This is a genomic window from Candidatus Protofrankia californiensis (assembly GCF_900634765.1).
GTDB lineage: Bacteria > Actinomycetota > Actinomycetes > Frankiales > Frankiaceae > Protofrankia > Protofrankia californiensis.
Genome location: NZ_CAAAFT010000251.1, coordinates 1 through 19,165 on the forward strand (window position 1 = coordinate 1; position 19,165 = coordinate 19,165).

The 19,165-nt window shown below is 67.7% G+C and carries 13 protein-coding genes and 2 pseudogenes; 12 read left to right on the plus strand and 3 right to left on the minus strand.

Annotated features, from left to right (window positions below; genetic code table 11):
* Positions 1 to 1,986 (minus strand): ABC transporter permease subunit (locus DD1DGNOD_RS13450; protein WP_131770286.1); only part of this gene is annotated, 1,986 nt, incomplete at its 3' end.
* Positions 1,987 to 3,217: 1,231 nt separating this feature from the next.
* Here DD1DGNOD_RS13450 and DD1DGNOD_RS13455 point away from each other — a divergent pair.
* Together DD1DGNOD_RS13455 and DD1DGNOD_RS13460 are read left to right on the plus strand one after the other, a co-directional pair.
* A complete protein-coding gene (locus DD1DGNOD_RS13455; protein WP_131770287.1) occupies positions 3,218 to 4,180 on the plus strand; it encodes a hypothetical protein in 963 nt (320 codons plus the stop codon).
* A gap of 824 nt (positions 4,181 to 5,004) precedes the next feature.
* Positions 5,005 to 5,538, plus strand: a complete 534-nt coding sequence (locus DD1DGNOD_RS13460; RefSeq protein WP_131766753.1) for a type 1 glutamine amidotransferase domain-containing protein — start codon at positions 5,005 to 5,007, stop codon at positions 5,536 to 5,538.
* Between the two features lie 95 nt (positions 5,539 to 5,633).
* Here the strand turns inward: DD1DGNOD_RS13460 and DD1DGNOD_RS13465 are convergent, their stop codons facing one another.
* On the minus strand, positions 5,634 to 7,334 hold the full coding sequence (locus DD1DGNOD_RS13465) for an ATP-binding SpoIIE family protein phosphatase (RefSeq protein WP_241255696.1): 1,701 nt from the start codon (positions 7,332 to 7,334) through the stop codon (positions 5,634 to 5,636).
* A 425-nt stretch (positions 7,335 to 7,759) separates the two neighbouring features.
* Between DD1DGNOD_RS13465 and DD1DGNOD_RS13470 the strand changes: the two genes are divergently transcribed.
* Positions 7,760 to 8,215: a hypothetical protein gene (locus tag DD1DGNOD_RS13470; protein ID WP_131766755.1), complete on the plus strand. Its 456-nt coding sequence runs from the start codon at positions 7,760 to 7,762 to the stop codon at positions 8,213 to 8,215.
* Between the two features lie 109 nt (positions 8,216 to 8,324).
* Here the strand turns inward: DD1DGNOD_RS13470 and DD1DGNOD_RS13475 are convergent.
* A pseudogene (locus DD1DGNOD_RS13475) lies at positions 8,325 to 9,449 on the minus strand (MFS transporter).
* 145 nt (positions 9,450 to 9,594) lie between these two features.
* On the opposite strand from DD1DGNOD_RS13475, the gene DD1DGNOD_RS13480 reads away from it, so the two are divergent.
* The 9 genes and pseudogenes from DD1DGNOD_RS13480 to DD1DGNOD_RS13520 all read left to right on the plus strand — a co-directional run bounded on the left by DD1DGNOD_RS13480 (position 9,595) and on the right by DD1DGNOD_RS13520 (position 18,988).
* Positions 9,595 to 10,263, plus strand: coding sequence for a TetR/AcrR family transcriptional regulator (locus DD1DGNOD_RS13480; RefSeq protein ID WP_241251486.1), 669 nt, complete (start codon positions 9,595 to 9,597; stop codon positions 10,261 to 10,263).
* A pseudogene (locus DD1DGNOD_RS13485) lies at positions 10,242 to 10,373 on the plus strand (LLM class flavin-dependent oxidoreductase); the annotation flags it as partial. The gene DD1DGNOD_RS13480 and the pseudogene DD1DGNOD_RS13485, both read left to right, overlap by 22 nt.
* A gap of 362 nt (positions 10,374 to 10,735) precedes the next feature.
* Positions 10,736 to 12,370, plus strand: a complete 1,635-nt coding sequence (locus tag DD1DGNOD_RS13490) for an acyl-CoA synthetase (RefSeq protein WP_131766757.1) — start codon at positions 10,736 to 10,738, stop codon at positions 12,368 to 12,370.
* A gap of 109 nt (positions 12,371 to 12,479) precedes the next feature.
* Positions 12,480 to 13,202 carry a TetR/AcrR family transcriptional regulator gene (locus DD1DGNOD_RS13495; RefSeq protein WP_131770289.1) on the plus strand — a complete coding sequence of 241 codons (723 nt, stop codon included), beginning with the start codon at positions 12,480 to 12,482 and terminating at the stop codon, positions 13,200 to 13,202.
* Positions 13,203 to 13,435: 233 nt separating this feature from the next.
* Complete coding sequence (locus tag DD1DGNOD_RS13500; protein WP_131770290.1) at positions 13,436 to 14,647, plus strand: acetyl-CoA C-acetyltransferase; 1,212 nt, start codon at positions 13,436 to 13,438, stop codon at positions 14,645 to 14,647.
* 170 nt (positions 14,648 to 14,817) lie between these two features.
* Positions 14,818 to 16,983, plus strand: coding sequence for a 3-hydroxyacyl-CoA dehydrogenase NAD-binding domain-containing protein (locus DD1DGNOD_RS13505; RefSeq protein WP_131770291.1), 2,166 nt, complete (start codon positions 14,818 to 14,820; stop codon positions 16,981 to 16,983).
* Positions 16,984 to 17,311: 328 nt separating this feature from the next.
* Positions 17,312 to 17,785: a hypothetical protein gene (locus DD1DGNOD_RS13510; RefSeq protein WP_131766760.1), complete on the plus strand. Its 474-nt coding sequence runs from the start codon at positions 17,312 to 17,314 to the stop codon at positions 17,783 to 17,785.
* A 209-nt stretch (positions 17,786 to 17,994) separates the two neighbouring features.
* The gene (locus tag DD1DGNOD_RS13515) at positions 17,995 to 18,399 is read left to right on the plus strand and encodes a PPOX class F420-dependent oxidoreductase (protein WP_131766761.1); all 405 of its coding nucleotides are present in this window, start codon (positions 17,995 to 17,997) and stop codon (positions 18,397 to 18,399) included.
* 205 nt (positions 18,400 to 18,604) lie between these two features.
* A complete protein-coding gene (locus DD1DGNOD_RS13520) occupies positions 18,605 to 18,988 on the plus strand; it encodes a VOC family protein (RefSeq protein WP_131766762.1) in 384 nt (127 codons plus the stop codon).
* The last annotated feature ends 177 nt before the right edge of the window (positions 18,989 to 19,165 follow it).

Consider the following 19,165-nt stretch of genomic DNA (forward strand, 5'->3'; position numbering starts at 1 on the left):
CCGGCCGGTCGCGGCGGCGAGCGAGAAGCCGTCGACGGCCACGTTGCCGTTGAAGGCGACAGTGATGTCCCGAACCTCCAGCCGGCCGCCCGGAACCTTGGCGACCACGGGCGCGTCCGCGGTGGCGACCGCGGTGCGGATGGTCCGACCCCGCCGGAAGACCCGGTCGATCGCGTGCCGCGCGGGCGCTGGGACCTCCAACACGCGCGCCGGCAGCGCCGCGTAGGCGAGGGCCGCGAGACCGAAGCCCAGCTGCAGCCAGTAGGCCGCCTTTTCATCGCTGACATAGGACGGCACGAGATAGAGCAGCCCCGCCGCCATGATCGCGTACCACGGCGCGCCTCCCACGGAGATGACCACGAGCACCAGGAAGGTCAGCGACAGCAGCGGCGGGTAGGAGATCCCGGAGATCGTCTGCTGCCCGGCGGCCACCACGCCGCCGCCGACCGCCGCCATGAACGCCGAGAGACAGAAGACCAGCAGACGGGTGATGTTCACCGACGACCCCGACGTCGTCATGGCCATGGGCGAGTCGGCAATACCACGCAGCAGGCGTCCGAGCCGCCCGCGGCCGAGGAAGACGACGAGAAGTGTCGCGACGACGGTTATCGCGAGGGCGAGGTAGTAGTACGAGCTGTCGGACGCGAAGCCGCCGGGCCTGGGCACCGTGAGCCCGATTCCGGTGTCGCCGAACATGTAGTCCTGGGTGTAGAACATGTAGCTCAACGCGACGCCGAACCCGAAGGTGGCGAGCGCGAGGTAGAGCCCGGTCAGCCGCATTGCCGGGATCGCCAACAACGCCCCGATCGGGACGGCGACCAGACCGGACAGCGCCAGCGCGAGGCCCCACGGCAGGTGCTGGTCGACGCTGAAGTGCGCGAGCGCGCATGCGCCGATCGCCGCGAAACCGACGTGACACAGCGAGACCTGGCCGGACAGCCGCACCAGGAGGCCGAGTGACAGGAAGATGATCGTCGCGCCCACGGCGGTGGTCCAGACGCCGACCCGGATGCCGGCGAAGGCGGGAACGCACAGCAGGACGGCCAGTAGCGCCGCGCCGCCACCGAGCTGCAGGAGCGTCGGGGCGGTCCATCCCGCTTTCGACCGCGGCAGGATGCGGGAACCCTCCAGAAGGTATCTCTTCGGAAACACGAGCAGCACGAGGAACAGCACGATGAACGGCACCGCCGGGGGGACACCCGCGAGCAGGCCGGAGGTGAACCATGTGGTCGACAGGGAGGCGAGTACGCCGATCCCGAGACCGCCGGCGAAGGTCAGCGGGAGACTGCTGAATCCACCCAGCGCGGCCGCGCCGAATGCCTGCACCACCAGCAGCGTCAACAGAACCGGGTCCAGCGGGAACAGCGCGGCGAAGAGCACGCCCGACGTCGACGCGAAGGCGACGCCGATGACCCATGACGCCCGGCGGACCCGTACCGGTTCGGTGCCGCAAAGGGCGAGCAGGTTCGGGTCGTCGACGATGCCGCGCATGGCGACACCCGCCCGGGAGAACCGGAAGAAGATATAGAGCGACGCGGTGGTGACGACGGCGACGAGGAAGGTGACGAGGTCGGCGTACTGGACGTTGGTGCTGCCGAGCGGGAACTGCCCGTGGGCGAGGAACGCCGGGACGGAACGCGTCGTCTCCACCCCGTAGACCAGCAGCACGACCGCCTGCAGGGCGAGCGCGAGGCCCACGGTGGCCGACACCTGCACCGCGAGCCCGCCGCGGGCGATGGAGCGCCCCACCGTCTCCAGCGCGAACGCGACCGGCACCGGCACGACGAGGATGCAGATCGCGGCGGCCAGCGGCCAGGCCAGATGGTGCTGGATATGCAGCGTATAGAATATGTACGCGGCGATCGTGGCCAAGGCGCCGTGGGAGAAGTTGAAGAAACCTGAGCTCTTGTACGTCAGAACGAGACCTGTGCCGGCCAGACCGTAGACGGCGCCGCTGACGAGACCGGAGATGACGAAGGGCAGCACGGGTCAGCGTCCTCGTCCCGGGAGGGGCTGGTGAAACGTGGCAGAAGTCATGTCAGTTCCTTTCGTCACACCCGCTGAGGCAGATGACAACCTGCCTGGTGATCGACGCTTTGTCGTCTCGCTGGTCCGGGCTTTTTTGTAGCTTCGAACAAAGAGCCGTGCCGCTGCGCAGTGTCATGCATTGGCTACGAAGTTCGTTGCCGGCCGGTCTGCTTTCCGTCTGAAAGCCATACGGGCGAGCGATCCCCGGCCGGGGTATCCCGTTCGTGGGATGATGCGCGGGCATGCCGAATCCGCCGAATTTTTGCCGGCTCGACGGTTCAGCACATTTCAGGCCGCCCGGACACCCGGATGTTCGGCGAAGGGCGGCCGTCCACCCGCATTCTTGAAGAAACTGGACCAGGCCGCGTTCGATCTTGTCGCGGAGCAGAGGCCAGCCGGCCGGGTAAATGTCGAGTATGCGGACTCCGCACAGCGCAGACGCCGTCCTTCGACGGGGTGACGCGCTCCCGGGAGCGGCCGCCCGGCCGGAGGATCCAGCGGCCTGCTGCGCCGGTGCCGCCAGCGGATGGACTCGGATCCGTGACTGCTTCCGTCGTCGCGCGGACGCGGCAGGCAGATCATCCCGCCGTGGGACGGACTTCCTCCCGGGGGGTGACGCGGACCCAATCACCCCGGAATATGGTTTGCGCCTGATGTAAATGACTTGGCGGACGAGGATCCGCGCCGTGCAGGGTGTCGCGGGCGAACATGTGGAGGACCTGATGGCCACAACGTTTACGGTCATCGGTGCGACGTCGATGAGCTTGACCAGCGACGCTCGTTTGCTTCCCGAAGCTGTCCGGCTTGCTCAGCCGCGTTGCGCCGGCCGACCGGCACAGCCTCGCCACCGTGTCCATAATGCTCGGCAAGGTCTTTTGTTCCGTCCACAGCATGCCGCTGATATGACCGTACCGGGAGCCTGGCGAAGAGCCAGTCGTCCGGGTAGTTCGTTCAGGACTGCGGCGACACCCCGTCACGCTCCCGCGCCAGGCGACTTCACGGGGGTGAGCTTGTGGTCTTGTGACTCATGGCTGCTGGCAGAACAAGCGCAGAACAAACATCGCCCTATAGCTGGAACAAACCTGTCGAACGCCTCAACAAACTGATCTCCTCCGGGAGAGCTGATACTTCGAAGCTTTAATTCCGCCCCGCCTTGCGAAGGCCCGAACAAGGACAAGGAGAAATCTTCATGCACTACAATTTCGCAGTCAAGTGGCTGAAAGCATTCCGTGAGAGTTCTGAATCGATCTGCAAGCTCTACGACGACAGCTTCATCTTCGAAGACGTGATGCTCGACCAGCACAACATCAACAGCAAGCCGGACCTGCACCGTCTTTTCGCCCCGTACGCGAACAAGGACCCAGACAACGGCATCGGCATCCACAACTTCCGGATCCGCTCCTACATCGGTGACGAGCGTTCGGGGCTGATCCGCTGGGAGTGGAGCCCCGAGCACGCCGCCGTCTTCCTCGGTCTGGACGTCGCCAACAAGCCGTTCGGCACCCAGGGTCACACCTTCCACCAGTACAACGAGAAGGGTCTCATCACCCGCGAGTCCTCCTGGTGGGACGCCTCCGCGGTCCTGCGCACGGTCGGGCCCGTGAGCCCCAGCAAGAGCCTGACCGGTACCAAGCCCGCCGTGGTGGCGGCGTCGTCCGGTGCTCCCTTCACCCGGGCCACCGGCTTGGACCATGCGCGGCGGTGGGCCGCCGCTCTTGGTAGTGACACGGCAGCCCTGGGTGACTTGTACGCCGACTACTTCACTCTCGAGTACACGAAGGTCGACGACCACCTCGACGACACGATCACCGACCGCGCGACGCTCGCGGAGAAGCTGGGTGGTATCGCCAACGGGGAGAACGGCACCTACACGTTCACCCCGACCGAGTGGTTCGGGGGCAACGGCAACTACGGCCTCATCCACTGGAGCGTCAAGATCGAGGGGGCCACGACCTATCGGGGCCTGCCCACCAGTGGCAAGACGCTGGAGACCATCGGCTCGACGTTCCACCAGTTCGACGACGAGGGAAAGATTATTCTTGAGTCGACCTACTGGGAGGACAACCGTGTCTTCGAGGCGCTCGGCATACCGGTTGTCCGCCCGCACTACTGGGACGAAGACTTCGATCCGGCCAGCCTGCTGCCCGGTTAGTACAAGGCGCGGACGCGCACCCGGTTGCTGAACGCAACGGGATTACAAAGAACCCCGTAGTTGCCCAGGTCTCGGGAGATTGATTCCGGAGAGATCGACTGGATCGTCCTGGCGTACCTGGGGCCGTCTCCGGATTCACCTCATGATCTCTTGGACCTTCCGAGGCACACGGCCCCGCCCGACACGCTGAAGCTCCTGGTGAGCCGCAGCGTCCAGGTATGGGTGCCACGGAAACTCAATCCCGTACGATCGGTGGCATTCACGCCCCACCGATCGTATAGGGATGGGACCTGGGAACACCTCGCAATTCGTGCGAGGTGTTCCCAGGTGTAGTAAACCTGGACGGAAAAGCCACAATAACTGCTCCGGCCACCGCGCCGGCAGTACCGTGGCCCTTTCCCACGTGCTGTCCAGCTGTCTTTATGTCAGCCTCCTGCGCGCGAGTGAGGTCGACACCATCTGCGGCTGCCGATCCACGCGACCGATGAAGGCGCACGGCTGTCCGCTCCGGACGGCTGTGGACGCCGCTGTTTTAAGGGGAGTTTAAGGGGAGCCGGTCGACGGCTTCCCGGTCCGGCAATCCCTTCATCCGACCGGTTCACCCCGTCAGGGTCGGAGGCCGTCGCAAGTCGGGTCGGGGTCGAGGGTTTGACCTGTGCTCGCTCTGCCTATCTATCAGACAGGAAACTGCTGACGGCAGGCAGCACGACAGCGCAGGCTCGCCACCGTCCATACCTGCGGGAGGACACAGGCAGGCTGCGGGGGCGCTGTCGCGACACGACACGCGAACAGCAGAGGGAACCACATGGCGCACGAACTCCACGATCGCGATCCTGGCCGCGGACGGTGTCGAGCGGGTGGAGCTCGACCAGCCGTGCGGGGCGCTGCACAGCGCCGGTGCGAGGACCGAGGTACTGTCCGTCCACTCCGGTGAGATTCAGGCCCGCCAGCAGGACACGCTCCCGGCGGGGACCGTCGCCGTCGACCGGCTGGTCGGCGAGGTGTCGGTGGACGACTACGACGCGTTGCTGCTGCCGGGCGGGACGGTCAATCCCGATCATCTGCGCATGGACCGGGACGCGGTCGGCTTCGTCAGGGCGTTCGCTGCGACCGGCAAGCCCATTGCGGCGATTTGTCACGGCCCCTGGACACTGGTGGAGGCCGATGTCGTGCGCGGGCGCAGGATCACCTCGTGGCCGAGCATTCGGACGGATCTACGCAACGCCGGGGCCGAGGTGGTCGACGAGGAGGTCGTCGTCGACCGGCAGTTCACCACGAGCCGTTCGCCTGCCGACCTGGCGGCCTTCTGCCGAACGATCGTGGAGCAGTTTGCGGAGTCCCGCGTGTCCGCTCGGTAACCCCGGGACTTTGTATACCGTATGCGTCCCGACCGTTGTGAACGCATCGAAAAGATCGCGCAGGCGTGGAGGCCGCTTCACTCTCTGTATCTTCACTATTTGTATACCGTATGCGTCGGTTGTTCGGTCCAGATGGTCTTACCCAGCCGGCCGTAGCGGCTGCCCCAACGCCGGGTCATCTGGGCTACGAGGAACAGGCCACGGCCACCCTCGTCGGTGGCGTGGGCGTAGCACAGCCGCGGTTGGGTGTTGCTGGCGTCCGCAACCTCGCACACGAGAAGGGCGTCGCGGATGAGCCGCACCCTGATCGGGCCTTGCGCGTACCGGATGGCGTTGGTGGCCAGCTCGCTGACGACCAGTTCGGTGGTGAAGACCAGATCGTCGAGGTTCCAGGCGGCCAGCTGCCGGGTCGTCAGGCTCCGGACTTCGGCGACCACGGACGGGTCGGCGGGAAACTCCCAGTCGACGACGGCCTCGGCCGCCACGGTGCGGGTGCGGGCGAGCAGCACGACGACGTCGTCCGCGGGCGGGGTTGACGACGTGTCGCCGAGCAGAGCGCGGCCGATGTCGTCCAGGGGGCGGTCCGCGTCGCAGAGCGCCTCCAGGCGGTCATGGAGCCATTCCATGCCCCGGGTGACGTCGCGGTTGTGCCGGTTGAGCAGCCCGTCGGTATACAGAACGAGCATGCTGCCGGGTTTCAGGTCGATCTCGGTGACCTCGAACGGCATGCCTCCCACGCCCAGCGGCGGGCCGGGGCTGACGTCGACGAAGTCGACGGTTCCCTCCGGTGTCACCACGGCCGGTGGTGGATGTCCGGCGCTGACGATCGTGCAGCGGCCGACGACCGGGTCGTACACGGCGTAGACACACGTCGCGCCCACCACGTCCCGCCTGGACAGGTCGGCCTCGTCGGCAAGCCGCTGCACAAGGTCGTCAAGGTGGGTGAGCAGTGCGCCGGGATCGAGATCCAGGTCGGCCAGGGCCTGCACGGCAGTGCGTAGCCGGCCCATGGTGGCGCTGGCGGACAGGCCGTGCCCGATGACGTCACCGACGACGAAGGCCACCCGCAGCGAGGACAGGGGGATGACGTCGTACCAGTCGCCGCCCACATCGCACCCTCGATCGGCCGGAAGGTACACGCCGGCCGTCTCGGCCGCGGTGGTGTCGGTGCTCGCGCGGGGCAGCAGACCCTGCTGCAACGCGACGGCCGCATGGCGCTCGCGGGTGTACCGGCGGGCGTTGTCCACGCTGAGCTCGGCGCGGGAGACGATCTCCCGCAGCAGCTTGCGGTCGTCTCGATCGAAGACGGGAGTCGAGCCGGTCCGCCACACGGTGACGATCCCGAACAGGAGGTCACGGACGTACAGGGGCGCGCTCATCCCGGAGTGCGCGTCCAGTGGGACCATCATGTCCGCGAAATCGCCCGCGGCGGGAATTGCCTCCGCCCGGGTGAAGGCCATCAGAACGTTGCCGTGCTGAAGATTTTTGATCTCCGGCCGGTCCGATAACGACGGGGTCAGCATACCCGCCAGGATGAATCCGGGAGACCAGCAGCCGCTGTTGCGGACCGCGGCGACGCGACGAAGAGGCAGCTGCCCGCCACCGAGTATTTTTGAGGGCTCGTCCCCGGCGCGGACGGCATCGTCGATGTCGACCGTGGCGATGTCGCCCAAGGCCGGGACGAGGACGTCGGCCAGATCCTGAGCTGTGCGATCGACGTCCAGCGAGCGACCGATTCGTCTGGCGGCTTCATAGAGCAGATACAGGTTGTGCAGGCTTTGCTGCTGTTCGGTCATGTCAGGTCCATGGAACGTTCCAGCTACATTGCATAGAACGCGATCTCGACGCCGTGCCTCCGTGTCCTGGCGAAGGACCACACGCCCGGCTCATGGGACGACGCCGAAGGATACCATCCGATGTGGTTTTCCGGCCTATTCACGAATAGATCCCACCGGGCGCCGCCCCATGGATATCGTCACGTGTGGGACCGGGCGGTCACGCAGCCGGAAACACCGGACGGAGCGCGGCTGGGACCGTGTCCTGCGTGTGCGGTGGGACCTTGTCCGATCGGTGGTGCAGGTCCGTCCGGCGGACACGATGCCGCCGACCGGTACGAGAAGACCCTGACCGCGGCCATTCCCGCCGTCCAGGCCCGGCCCGGGTGACGCCGAGTCCCGCCCGGGCCGCCAGCGGCGAACCGGCAGAAGGAGCGTGCGAGAGCATGTCGGACACAACCGTGTGGCGTGGTGTCCTCATCGAGGAGAGTCTCGACGACCCCGCCCTGCTCGAAGAGGTGAACGTGGTCGGCAGCAGTGCCGTTCTCCTCGAGGAGGAGGCCGAGCGGGGCGAAGTCACCTTTCGAAGGGTCGAAGTCCCGGAAGCCGCGGTCGACGCGGTCGTGGCCAAGGCGGCCCGGAGCATCAAGGACGCGTGGTATCTGCACCTGGTGAAAGGCGATCAGATGAAGGTCGTCTTCCGCGGCAAGGTCTTCACGCTCATCCGAGGCGATGAGGACGCGCTGCGTGCCGCGGTCGATTATGGAATTCGCCGGCACGGAATCAGGCGGGCCCAGCTCGGACTCGCCCGCCTCTTCGACCAGCCGTTCGGCGGGGACCGTATTCGGGATCGGCTCCCGGATGGCTCCCAGGACGACCTCGAAAACCATTCGGGGGCCTGATCCACCCGGTTGATCAGGCCCCCGACCTGATATTGCGAAGTCGGGGTGGCGGGATTTGCACCCGCGGCCCCTTTGTTTCCCGTCAATTCCCCTGAAATCACAGTAGTTTTCATCGGGCGGCTCCCCGGGCAACCGTGTCTGCGCAGATGTCGGCCGTTTCGGCACCGGTATCCGCCAGGGCCTCGGGTCGTCCCGGCAGGAGCATACCGGCGGCCAGGATGACGGCGACCGTGCCGATCACGAACCAGTGGACGCGGTGGAAGCCCGCCATCCCGTCACCGTCGCCGGCGGTCGTCAGGATGAGCGTGACGACGGCGATGCCGATCGCGGCGCCGAGCTGGTTGATGTAGAGCACCGAACTGCCCTGGGGTACCAGCGGGGCGGGCAGCGTCCGGTACAGCACCCCATCGTCGGTACGCCGACGAAGCCGAGTCCCAGGCCGACCACCAGCGCGGCCAGCGCCGGCCACACCTCGTCCGTGCGCGCTCCGATCTGAGTGAAGGCGAGCCCGCCGAGCGCGGTCACCACCGCGCCGCCGCGCGCCAGGCTCCGTGCGCCGAGCCGGTCGGACAGGCGTCCCGACAGCGGCATCGCGACGACGGCGCCGGCGGCGAAGGGCGCCACCAGCAGCCCGGCCGCGGGTGCACCGTACCCATTCGGCTGGCACCACCCGCAGTGCGCCGAGGAAGGCGACGATGCCGATCGGCAGGTTGATGAGGAACATCCACCGCCAGGTAAGACCCTGCAGGACGATCCCGCCGACGATCAGCCCGAGTACCGGGCCGGCGGAGAGAACCATGCCCATCAGGCCCATGACCCGTCCCGCGCGGCGGGGGCCGGCGGCGCGGGCCAGCAGCGTCAGCACGAGCGGATCGAGAATGCCGGCACCGAGGCCCTGGAGGACACGGAAGACGATCAGGGTCTGCACGTTCCAGGCCAGCCCGCACGCCAGTGATGCGGCCAGGAAGAGAACGAGGCCGAACAGCCACAGCTTCCTGCTGCCGAACCGGTCGACGGCCCAGGTGGTGATCGGGATGGCGGTGGTGAGGGCCAGCAGGTACCCGGTGGAGACCCAGCCGATCGTGCTCAGTGACGTGTGGAACCGCGTGGCGAGCGTGTCGATCCCGACAGCTACCACCGAGCCGTCGAGGATGCCCATGATCCCGCCGAGCAGGATCACGCCGATCAGCAGCCGAAGCGCGGGATCCAGCCGGTCGTCCCGTGTGCGCGGCATGGTGCCTTCACATGCTTCCCAGATCGTTCCCAGATTTGCACTCTATGGTGCACTTTAACAGCCCCACGCGTGTTCAAGGAACTGGATGGTGCGTATTCGTGCACGTACGGGTGCTGTAACTCGTGCGTTGCGGTATGGTGGCGCGGTGGGCGCAACGACGGCGTCGGCCGCGGCAGGGGGGGCCGGCTCGCGTGGGCGCATCGACAAACGGCAGGCGATCCTGGACGCCGCGTTCACCGTGTTCGCCCGCGAGGGGTACGCCCAGGCCACCGTGGACGCGATCGCAGCCGAGGCCGGTGTCGCCAAGCACACGATCTACAACCACTTCGGTGACAAGCAGACGCTGCTCCGCCAGGCGATAGCAGCCGAAGCGGATCGGGCGATGGCCGAGAACCTGGCCGCGGTCGAACGCCTACGCGACCATGACGGGGACATCCGCGTGGCACTGGAGAGCGTCGGCCACCGTCTTGTCCAGTGCTACTGCGACGACCGGTCCTGGGCGCTGCGGCGGCTCCTGTATGCCGAGATCAGTCAGTTCCCCGACCTGCTCGACATCATCCAGGGACGGGCGGCCAACCCTGTCACCGAAGCGCTCGCCGACCGGCTGGCGCGGCTGTCCCTCGCCGGCCGGCTGCGGATAAGCGACCCGGCCGAGGCAGCCGAACAGCTCGGCGCGCTGCTCACCGGCTCGATGGAGTCGCGTTCCCGCCTGGGTACCCGGCGCCTCCCCGATGCCGAGTTGCACAGCGTCACACGGGCCGCGGTCGACACCTTCCTGCATGCGTTCGGCGCGGAGCCCCCCGAGAACACGTAGTGGGATCCGGCGCCGTGCTGCTGCCCAACCACGCCCCGCTGACGATCGCGGAGCAGTTCGGGCTGCTGGCGGGTCTCTACCCGGAGCGGGTCGACCTCGGGCTGGGCCGTGGGGCGGAGGGGATCCCCAGGCGGCGGCCCGCGCTGGCGAAGACAGTGGCGTCGCTGGGCCGTGCCTAGCATCTCATGATTCCGCTTGTTTTACACGTTATTTATTGTGGTGTTTAGTGTCTAAAATACAATAAATTGCTTTCTCGCGGGGCATCCGCGCAGGTCGCGGGCGTTGTGATGGCGTCACTTATTCCATTATGAGCCCTTCATGCCGGGTTTCTGGAATCCGGCCAGGTCGCGCGCGGCCGTGAGCGTTCCGGCTGTCGACGCCGCGCCCACGGGTTGGCGTGAAATCCGCATCATATTTAGGCTATTCCTACTCTGTATAACGATCGATATGCAACATCAATCGAGGAGTGTGCATGTATCCCGGGGAGCACGCGGCGCGAACGCCGGCCAAGCCGGCTGCGGTCCTGGCAGGGACGGATGAGATCCTCAGCTACGCGGATCTGGAGGCCGGATCGGTGCGGCTGGCGCGGTACCTGCACGAGGCCGGACTGCGCCGAGGCGACCGGGTCGCGCTGCTCACCGACAACGGCCTCAAGGCGTTCGAGGTGTACTGGGCCACCCAGCGCAGTGGGCTCTACCTCACCGCGGTGAACCGGCACCTGTCGCCGGCTGAGATCGCCTACATCGTCAACGACTGCGGTGCCAGAGTGATCATCGTGTCGGCCGCGCTGGCCACGCTCGCCGCGGCTGTCGTCGCCGACACGCCCTCGGTGCGCCACCGGCTTGCCTTCGGCGGCGACGTCGTGGGTCACCTGTCCTACGAGGCGGAGGTCGGGGCCTGCTCCGCGCAGCCGCTGCCCGATCAGCCGCGCGGCGCGGACATGCTGTATTCCTCCGGTACGACCGGCCGGCCCAAGGGTGTCATGGCGGAGCTGCCCGACCGGCAGGTGCACGAACCCGGTGACCGGCTGGTGGCGCTGAGCCAGGCGCTCTACGGCATGGACGCGGACACGGTCTACCTCTCGCCCGCCCCGATCTACCACGCCGCGCCGTTGCGGTACGCAGGCGTCGTGCAGTCGTTGGGCGGCACGGTCGTCCTGATGGAGCGGTTCGACGCGGAGCAGGCGCTCAGCGCGATCGAACGGTTCCACGTCACCCACAGCCAATGGGTGCCGACGATGCTCATGCGGATGTTCAAGCTGCCGGCCCACATCCGCGACCGCTACGACCTGTCCAGCATGCGAGTGGCGATCCATGCTGCCGCGCCGTGCCCCGTCGAGCTCAAGCGGGCGATCATCGACTGGTGGGGTCCGATCCTCCACGAGTACTACTCGTCCACGGAGGGCCCCGGCGCCACGTTCATCACCAGTGAGGAATGGTTGCGCAAGCCCGGTTCGGTCGGTCACGACGGCTATCTCGGCACCGTCCGGATCTGCGGACAGGACGGCGAGGAACTTCCTGCCGGCGAGATAGGCGCAATCTATTTCGAGCGGGACGAGCTTCCTTTCCGCTACCACAACGACCCGGCGAAGACGGCGGCGGCGCAGCATCCCCGTCATCCCACCTGGACGACGACCGGCGACGTCGGCTACCTGGACTCCGACCGTTATCTCTTCCTGACCGACCGGGAGTCCTTCATGATCATATCTGGCGGGATGAACATCTACCCGCAGGAGGTCGAGGACTGCCTGGCGCTCCATCCCAAGGTCCTCGACGTCGCCGTCATCGGTGTGCCCGACGCGGAGATGGGCGAGGCGGTAAAGGCCGTCGTGCAGCCCGCGCCCGGAGTGTCACCAGGTCCCGACCTCGAACGCGAGCTGCTGGAATACGCCCGCGACCGGATAGCCCACTACAAGTGTCCACGCAGCGTCGACTTCTTCGACGTCCTGCCGCGTACCCCGACCGGGAAACTGGTCAAAAGGACCCTGCGGGAACGCTACCTGACCGCGGCTTGGCCCTCGGACTGGTGGATTACCGGCCCCGCAAGTCATGACCCGCAAGTCATGATTTGGGGGCTTGGGTCGCCGGCAGCGCGACATAGAGCATGATTGCGCGGCCTTTGGCCCTTCGTAACCCGGGGGCCTGGGCCGCCCGGACCGGCTTCGCCGGCAGTCAGTTCTGACCGTCAAACGGTCGGTTGGCGGTAGTGTTCACTCCATGTCCACATCCCGGCCCGCCCCCCAGGCGGCCACCTCCGGCGGTGCCTCGCCCGCGCCGGGGGCTCCAGGCTCGGGCGCCGGTGTCACGGCAGCGCCGGGCCGGTCAGGCCAGCCGGGTCAGCGTACCCACAAGGAACGCACCACGGACAGCCGTCAGCGCATCCTCGACGCGGCGGTCAACTGCCTTGTACGACACGGCTACGCCGGCACCACCACTCTGGTGATCCAGGCGGAGGCCGGGGTGTCCCGGGGCCGGCTGCTGCACCACTTCCCGTCCCGGGAGGTGTTGCTGGTCGCGGCAACCCAGCACCTCGTGGCGACCCGGCTGACCTCCGTGTGGGAGCGGTTCGGCGAGCCGCCGGATCACCTCTCCGGCGGCACGGCGCGCCTCGACTGGGCGATCGAGCTGATGTGGTCGACCTTCGACCAGCCGTACTTCTGGGCGGCGATGGAACTGTGGACGGCGGCCCGCACCAACGAGACCCTGCGGGATGCGCTGGCCCCCGCCGAGCGCCGGCTCGGCGTCTCCATCCGGTCCGCCGTCGAGGACACGTTCGGCCCGGCGCTGGCATCCGGGGAGAACTTCCCGCAGGTGCGGGAGCTGCTGATAACGAGCATGCGCGGAGTCGTGATGACCTACGGATTCGACCTGCGCACCGCGGACAGTGACCCACATCTCGCCCAGTGGAAACGGATGGCGCGTCAACTGCTCGGCTTGTGACGCACCATGGCCGAGCCGGCCTGACTCCACCTTCCCTGGCGAGTCCACCGTGTTCGTACGGACGTGACCGCTTGACGCGCTGCTACAGTCAGGATTGACTGTTAATGGGTTGATCCTGACCGTGCATCCCGTGGTCGGCGGTCCGGGCGGGCGCCGCAGCCGGAGCCGAGCGTGCCCACCCGCGCCGCCCGAAGCAGCCTCCTCGTCAGGTTCGTCAGGAAGGAAGCGTCAACGTGAGCACCGAGGCATTCATCTACGACGCGATCCGCACCCCGCGCGGCCGCGGCAAGAAGACCGGCTCGCTGCACGGGGTGAAGCCGGTCTCCCTGGTCGTCGGGCTGATCGACGAGATACGCAAGCGCAACCCGAACCTCGACGTCGACCGGGTTTCCGACCTGGTGCTCGGTGTCGCCGCCCCGGTCGGCGACCAGGGCGCGGACATCGCCCGCACGGCGGTGCTGGTCGCGGGGCTGCCGGACACGGTCGGCGGGGTACAGCTCAACCGGTTCTGCGCCTCCGGCCTGGAGGCCGTCAACACCGCCGCGCAGAAGGTGCGCTCGGGGTGGGACGAGCTCGTCCTCGCCGGCGGGGTCGAATCGATGTCCCGGGTACCGATGGGTTCCGACGGCGGCGCCTGGGCGAGCGACCCGGCGACGAACTACCAGACGATGTTCGTGCCGCAGGGTGTCGGCGCGGACCTGATCGCCACGATCGAGGGCTTCTCCCGCACGGACGTCGACACCTACGCGATCCAGTCGCAGCAGCGCGCCGCCCACGCGTGGAAGAACGGCTACTTCGCCCGGTCCGTGATCCCGGTGTACGACCACGGCCTGCTCGTGCTCGACCACGACGAACACATGCGGCCGGAGTCGACGGTCGACAGTCTGGGCACGCTGCCGCTGTCGTTCGCGGCAGTCGGCGAGCAGGGCGGGTTCGACGCCGTGGCGCTGCAGAAGTACCACTGGGTGGAGAAGATCGACCACGTGCACACCGCGGCGAACTCCTCGGGCATCGTGGACGGCGCCGCGCTGGTCCTGGTCGGCAGCGAACAGGCGGGCGCCGAGCTCGGGCTGACCCCGCGGGCACGGGTCGTGGCCACGGCGACCTCCGGCGCGGACGCCACGATCATGCTCACCGGGCCGACTCCGGCGACGCGCAAGCTGTTCGCGCACACCGGCCTCGGCGTCAACGACATCGACCTGTTCGAGATCAACGAGGCGTTCGCGTCCGTCGTCCTGAAGTACCAGAAGGACATCGGCATCCCGAGCGAGAAGCTCAACGTCAACGGCGGCGCGATCGCGATGGGACACCCGCTCGGCGCCACCGGGGCGATGCTCGTCGGCACGATGGTCGACGAGTTGGAGCGGCGCGGCGCCCGGCGGGCTGTGGTGACGCTGTGCATCGGCGCCGGGATGGGCGTCGCGACGCTGGTCGAGCTGGTCTGAAGCCCCGGCCCGCCGCCGGTATCCCGCCGTCCGCGCGTCCCCGGCTCGCCCTGTCCCGACCGGGCCGACACCTGCCCGTCCGCATCCCACCGCCGTGCCCGAGCCGGCTCCCATCAGCGCCCCCGGGCCCGCCGCCCACGCGCTCACGACCTGGAGACGAGAGACCACCGATGACCGAGCCGAACACCATCCGCTGGGAGCAGGACGCCGACGGCATCGTCGTGTTGACGTTGGACGACCCGGACCAGTCCGCCAACACCATGAACGCCGCCTACACCACATCGATGGGCGCGGTGGTCGAGCGGCTGGAGCGGGAGAAGGACACCGTAACCGGTGTCGTGCTGACGTCGGGGAAGAAGTCCTTCTTCGCCGGCGGCGACCTGCGTGATCTGATCAGAACGGGTCCGGACGACCGGCAGGCCGTTTTCGACGACGTGACCGCCGTGAAGAACCAGCTGCGCCGGCTGGAGACGTTCGACCGCCCGGTCGTCGCGGCGATCAACGGTTCGGCGCTCGGCGGCGGCCTGGAGATCGCGCTCGCAGCCCATCACCGGATCGTCGCCGACGTCCGCGGCCTGCAGCTCGGCCTGCCGGAGGTCACCCTCGGCCTGCTGCCGGCCGCCGGCGGCGTCGTGCGCACCGTGCGCCTGCTCGGCATCGTGAACGCGCTGCTGGGCGTCCTGCTGCAGGGCCAGCGACACACCCCGGCCAAGGCGCGGGAGATCGGTCTGGTACACGAGCTGGTCGGTTCGGTCGACGAGCTGGTGCCGGCCGCCAAGGCGTGGATCAAAGCCAACCCGGCCGCCGCGCAGCCCTGGGACACGAAGGGGTACAAGATACCGGGCGGCGCACCGTCCACCCCGGCGTTCGCCGCCAACCTCCCGGCGCTGCCGGCGAACCTGCGCAAGCAGCTCAAGGGCACGAACCTGCCGGCGCCGCCGGCCATCCTCGCGGCCGCGGTCGAGGGCGCCCAGGTCGACGTCGACACGGCGTTCGTGATCGAGTCGCGTTACTTCCTCGACCTCGTCACCGGCCAGGTCGCGAAGAACATGATCCAGGCGTTCTTCTTCGACATCCAGCACATCAACTCCGGCGCCAGCCGGCCGGCCGGCCACCCGACGTCGCCGGCGAGCAAAGTGGCGGTGCTCGGCGCGGGGATGATGGGCGCGGCGATCGCCTACGTCTACGCGAAGGCGGGCGCCGACGTCCTCCTCAAGGACGTCACCCTCGACGCGGCCGTGCAGGGCAAGGGGTACTCGGAGAACCTCGTCGTCAAGGCGGTGCAGCGGGGCCGCACGACCCAGCAGGCCGGCGACGCGTTGCTCGCCCGGATCACCCCGACCGCCGACGTGGCCGACCTCGCCGGCGCCGACCTCGTCATCGAGGCGGTGTTCGAAAGCCCCGAGCTCAAGCACAAGGTCTTCCGGGAGATCCAGGACGTCGTCGCCCCGGACGCGCTGCTGTGCTCCAACACCTCCACACTGCCGATCACGACGCTCGCCCACGGCGTGCAGCGGCAGGAGGACTTCATCGGCCTGCACTTCTTCTCGCCCGTCGACAAGATGCCGCTGGTGGAGATCATCGTCGGTGAGAAGACGGGCGACGCCGCACTCGCCCGCGCGTTCGACGTCGTCCAGCAGATCCGCAAGACGCCGATCGTCGTCAACGACAGCCGCGGTTTCTTCACCAGCCGCGTCATCGGCACGTTCCTCAACGAGGCCGTCGAGATGGTCGGCGAGGGGCTCAACCCCGCCTCCATCGAGCAGGCCGGTGCGCAGGCCGGCTACCCGGCCCCACCGCTGCAGCTGCTCGACGAGCTCACGCTCACCCTGCCACGCAAGATCCGTCAGGAGTCCAGGGCGGCCCTGCAGGCCGCCGGCGGTGTGTGGCGGGAGCGCGGTTACGAGGCGGTCGTCGACCGGCTGATCGACGAGTTCGGGCGGCCGGGGCGCTCCGGTGGTGCCGGTTTCTACGAGTACGTCGATGGAAAGCGGGCCGGTCTCTGGAAGGGCCTCCACGAGCACTTCGTCAAGGACGGGCACGAGATCCCCTTCGAGGACATGAAGGAGCGCATGCTGTTCGCCGAGGCGCTGGAGACCGTCCGCTGCTTCGACGAGGGCGTGCTGCGCTCCGTGCCGGAGGCGAACATCGGTTCGATCCTGGGGATCGGCTTCCCGGCGTGGACCGGTGGCGTCATCCAGTACATCAACGGCTACCAGGGTGGGCTGCCGGGGTTCGTCGCCCGTGCGTGGGTGCTCGCCGGACGCTACGGCGAGCACCTCACCCCACCGGCGTCGCTGGTGGCCAAGGCCGAGCGCGGCGAGACGTACGCCTGATCACGGGGCGTAGACGCGTACGGCCGCGCCGTCGGGGCGTTCCGGCGTGGTGAAGCGGTCAAGGCGGAAGAAGCGTTCGATGTGGTTGAGGTAGGTCCCGGTCAGGGGGTCAACGCGGCGTTACCGTCCTCGCGACCACGACAAGCACCGCCACCCCGGCAGGGATGTCCGTCAGGGATGGGTGCAGGGCGCGGCGGAGGATCGGCGGGGGTGCCTATCGGGGTCCGTCCGTTGCGGACCCGAGATGTGACCGTTATACGCCGATAGGTAGCGTAAGGCGCCAGGGTGCGGCCTTAGGGGGTCTCTGGGTCTCTGAGGGGGAAGGATCGTGGCCATAGAGCGCCATCTCGTGCTCGTCGAGGCCTCCGGAATCCAAAGCTTCATCTTCGACACCAACAAACGACGTGAAAATGTCGGCGCGTCGCAGCTCGTGGACAGCGTCGGTGAGTGGACCGCCGAAGAGCTGACACACCTGGTGCCGGGCTGTACGCGGCAGTCCCGTATTCCGGACGGCCCGACCGATGCGGCCGCCGCCGAACTGCTCACCAGCGCCGCGGCGAGCATCTCCAGCGGGTGGACACCCACCGCACGGGCAAGGACCGGAATGACGATCGGGTCGACTGCGGATTCGTTGGCGAGCCACCGCCGGATCTTGTCGGCGCTGTCCTTCAGTCCGAGTTCCAAGGCGACCTGGGCGGTAAGCGCGGGGGTCATCATGCGCGCCTGCGCGGCTTTCATCGCGTCCGCCCAACGCACCTGTTCCGGCCGGTTTCTGGCGGGGGTCGGTACGGCAAGCGGCTGATACCGCCCGATGGGCTCGAAATCGGGCATAATTCATCGTCGCGCATCGCCGTTGGCGTCCGCGGTTCACCCTGCCACGCCGGCAACCTCCTGCCGGCAAGCCTCTGCGGGCAACTGCCAGCTGGCGATCAACTGCCTGGTCGTGGCGTCGAAACCGCCCGCGCCATCCCCTATTGACATGAAGTGCGGTTCAGGTTGCAGGCTGCTGTCATGTCCTTCACCGACATCGAACGCGCCTACCTCGCCGGCCAGCGGCTCGGACGGCTCGCCACGGTCGCGCCCGACGGCTCGCCGCAGAACAGCCCGGTGGGCTTCCGTTACAACGAGGCCGCCGGCACCATCGACATCCACGGCTACAGCCTGGGTGCCAGCCGCAAGTTCCGGAACGTCGCCGCCACCGCGGCCGTCTCCCTGGTCGTCGACGACATCGCCTCCGTGGACCCGTGGCGGGTCCGCGGCCTGGAGATCCGCGGCAAGGCGGAGGCGGTGACGGACGAGGACCCGCCCGCAGCCTACCTGAGCCGCGAAGTCATCCGCATCCATCCGCGGCGCATCATCAGCTGGGGCATCGACCCGGACGCCCCGAGAATGTCGGCTCGGGACGCCACAGTGTGATCCCGTTCACTGGTGCGCGGGCGTCCACGAGCTGCGGCAGTTCGGAGCCGGTGTTCGAACCGGGCCGTGCCGTCCGCCCGCGTGCGGTGCAGCCCAGCGTCCGGAGCCGATGATCGTCGAAATTGCGTCCGCCCACCACTGCAGACAACGGATTCGCCCATCACGGCAGACAGTAGACACAGCAGACACCAGAAAGGTCACTACCATGACCGTACAGCTGAATCACACCATCGTGTCAGCCCATGACAAGAGCGCGTCGGCCGCCTTTCTCGCCGGAATTCTTGGGTTGGACGCCCCCACGCCGTTCGGGCACTTCCTCGTGGTCACAGCCGACAACGGCGTGAGTCTCGACTTCGCCGAGACCAAAGCAACGATCGTTCCGCAACACTACGCCTTCCTTATCAGTGAAGCGGAGTTCGACGAGATCTTCGGACGGATCCGTGAGCGCGGTATCCGCTACTGGGCCGATCCGGGCCGCAGCCGGCCAGGCGAGATCAACCACGGCGACGGCGGCCGCGGGGTTTACTTCGAGGATCCGGACGGTCACCTGCTCGAGGTCCTCACCCGCCCCTACGGAAGCGGGGCCTGACAGCCCGACTGCGCCAGAGAAGGCCAAAGGCGGCGCGATCATATTTTTCTCGCGCTCGGGGGCCCGGAAGCCGATCTGGGAGGCCCAGGTCCCCAGGTCCCTGGGTTGCTGATCGGAACTCGTCGGCCTCCGTCGGACGACGGTGCGTCATCGGCAGGTGAGATCGCCGAGAGCTCC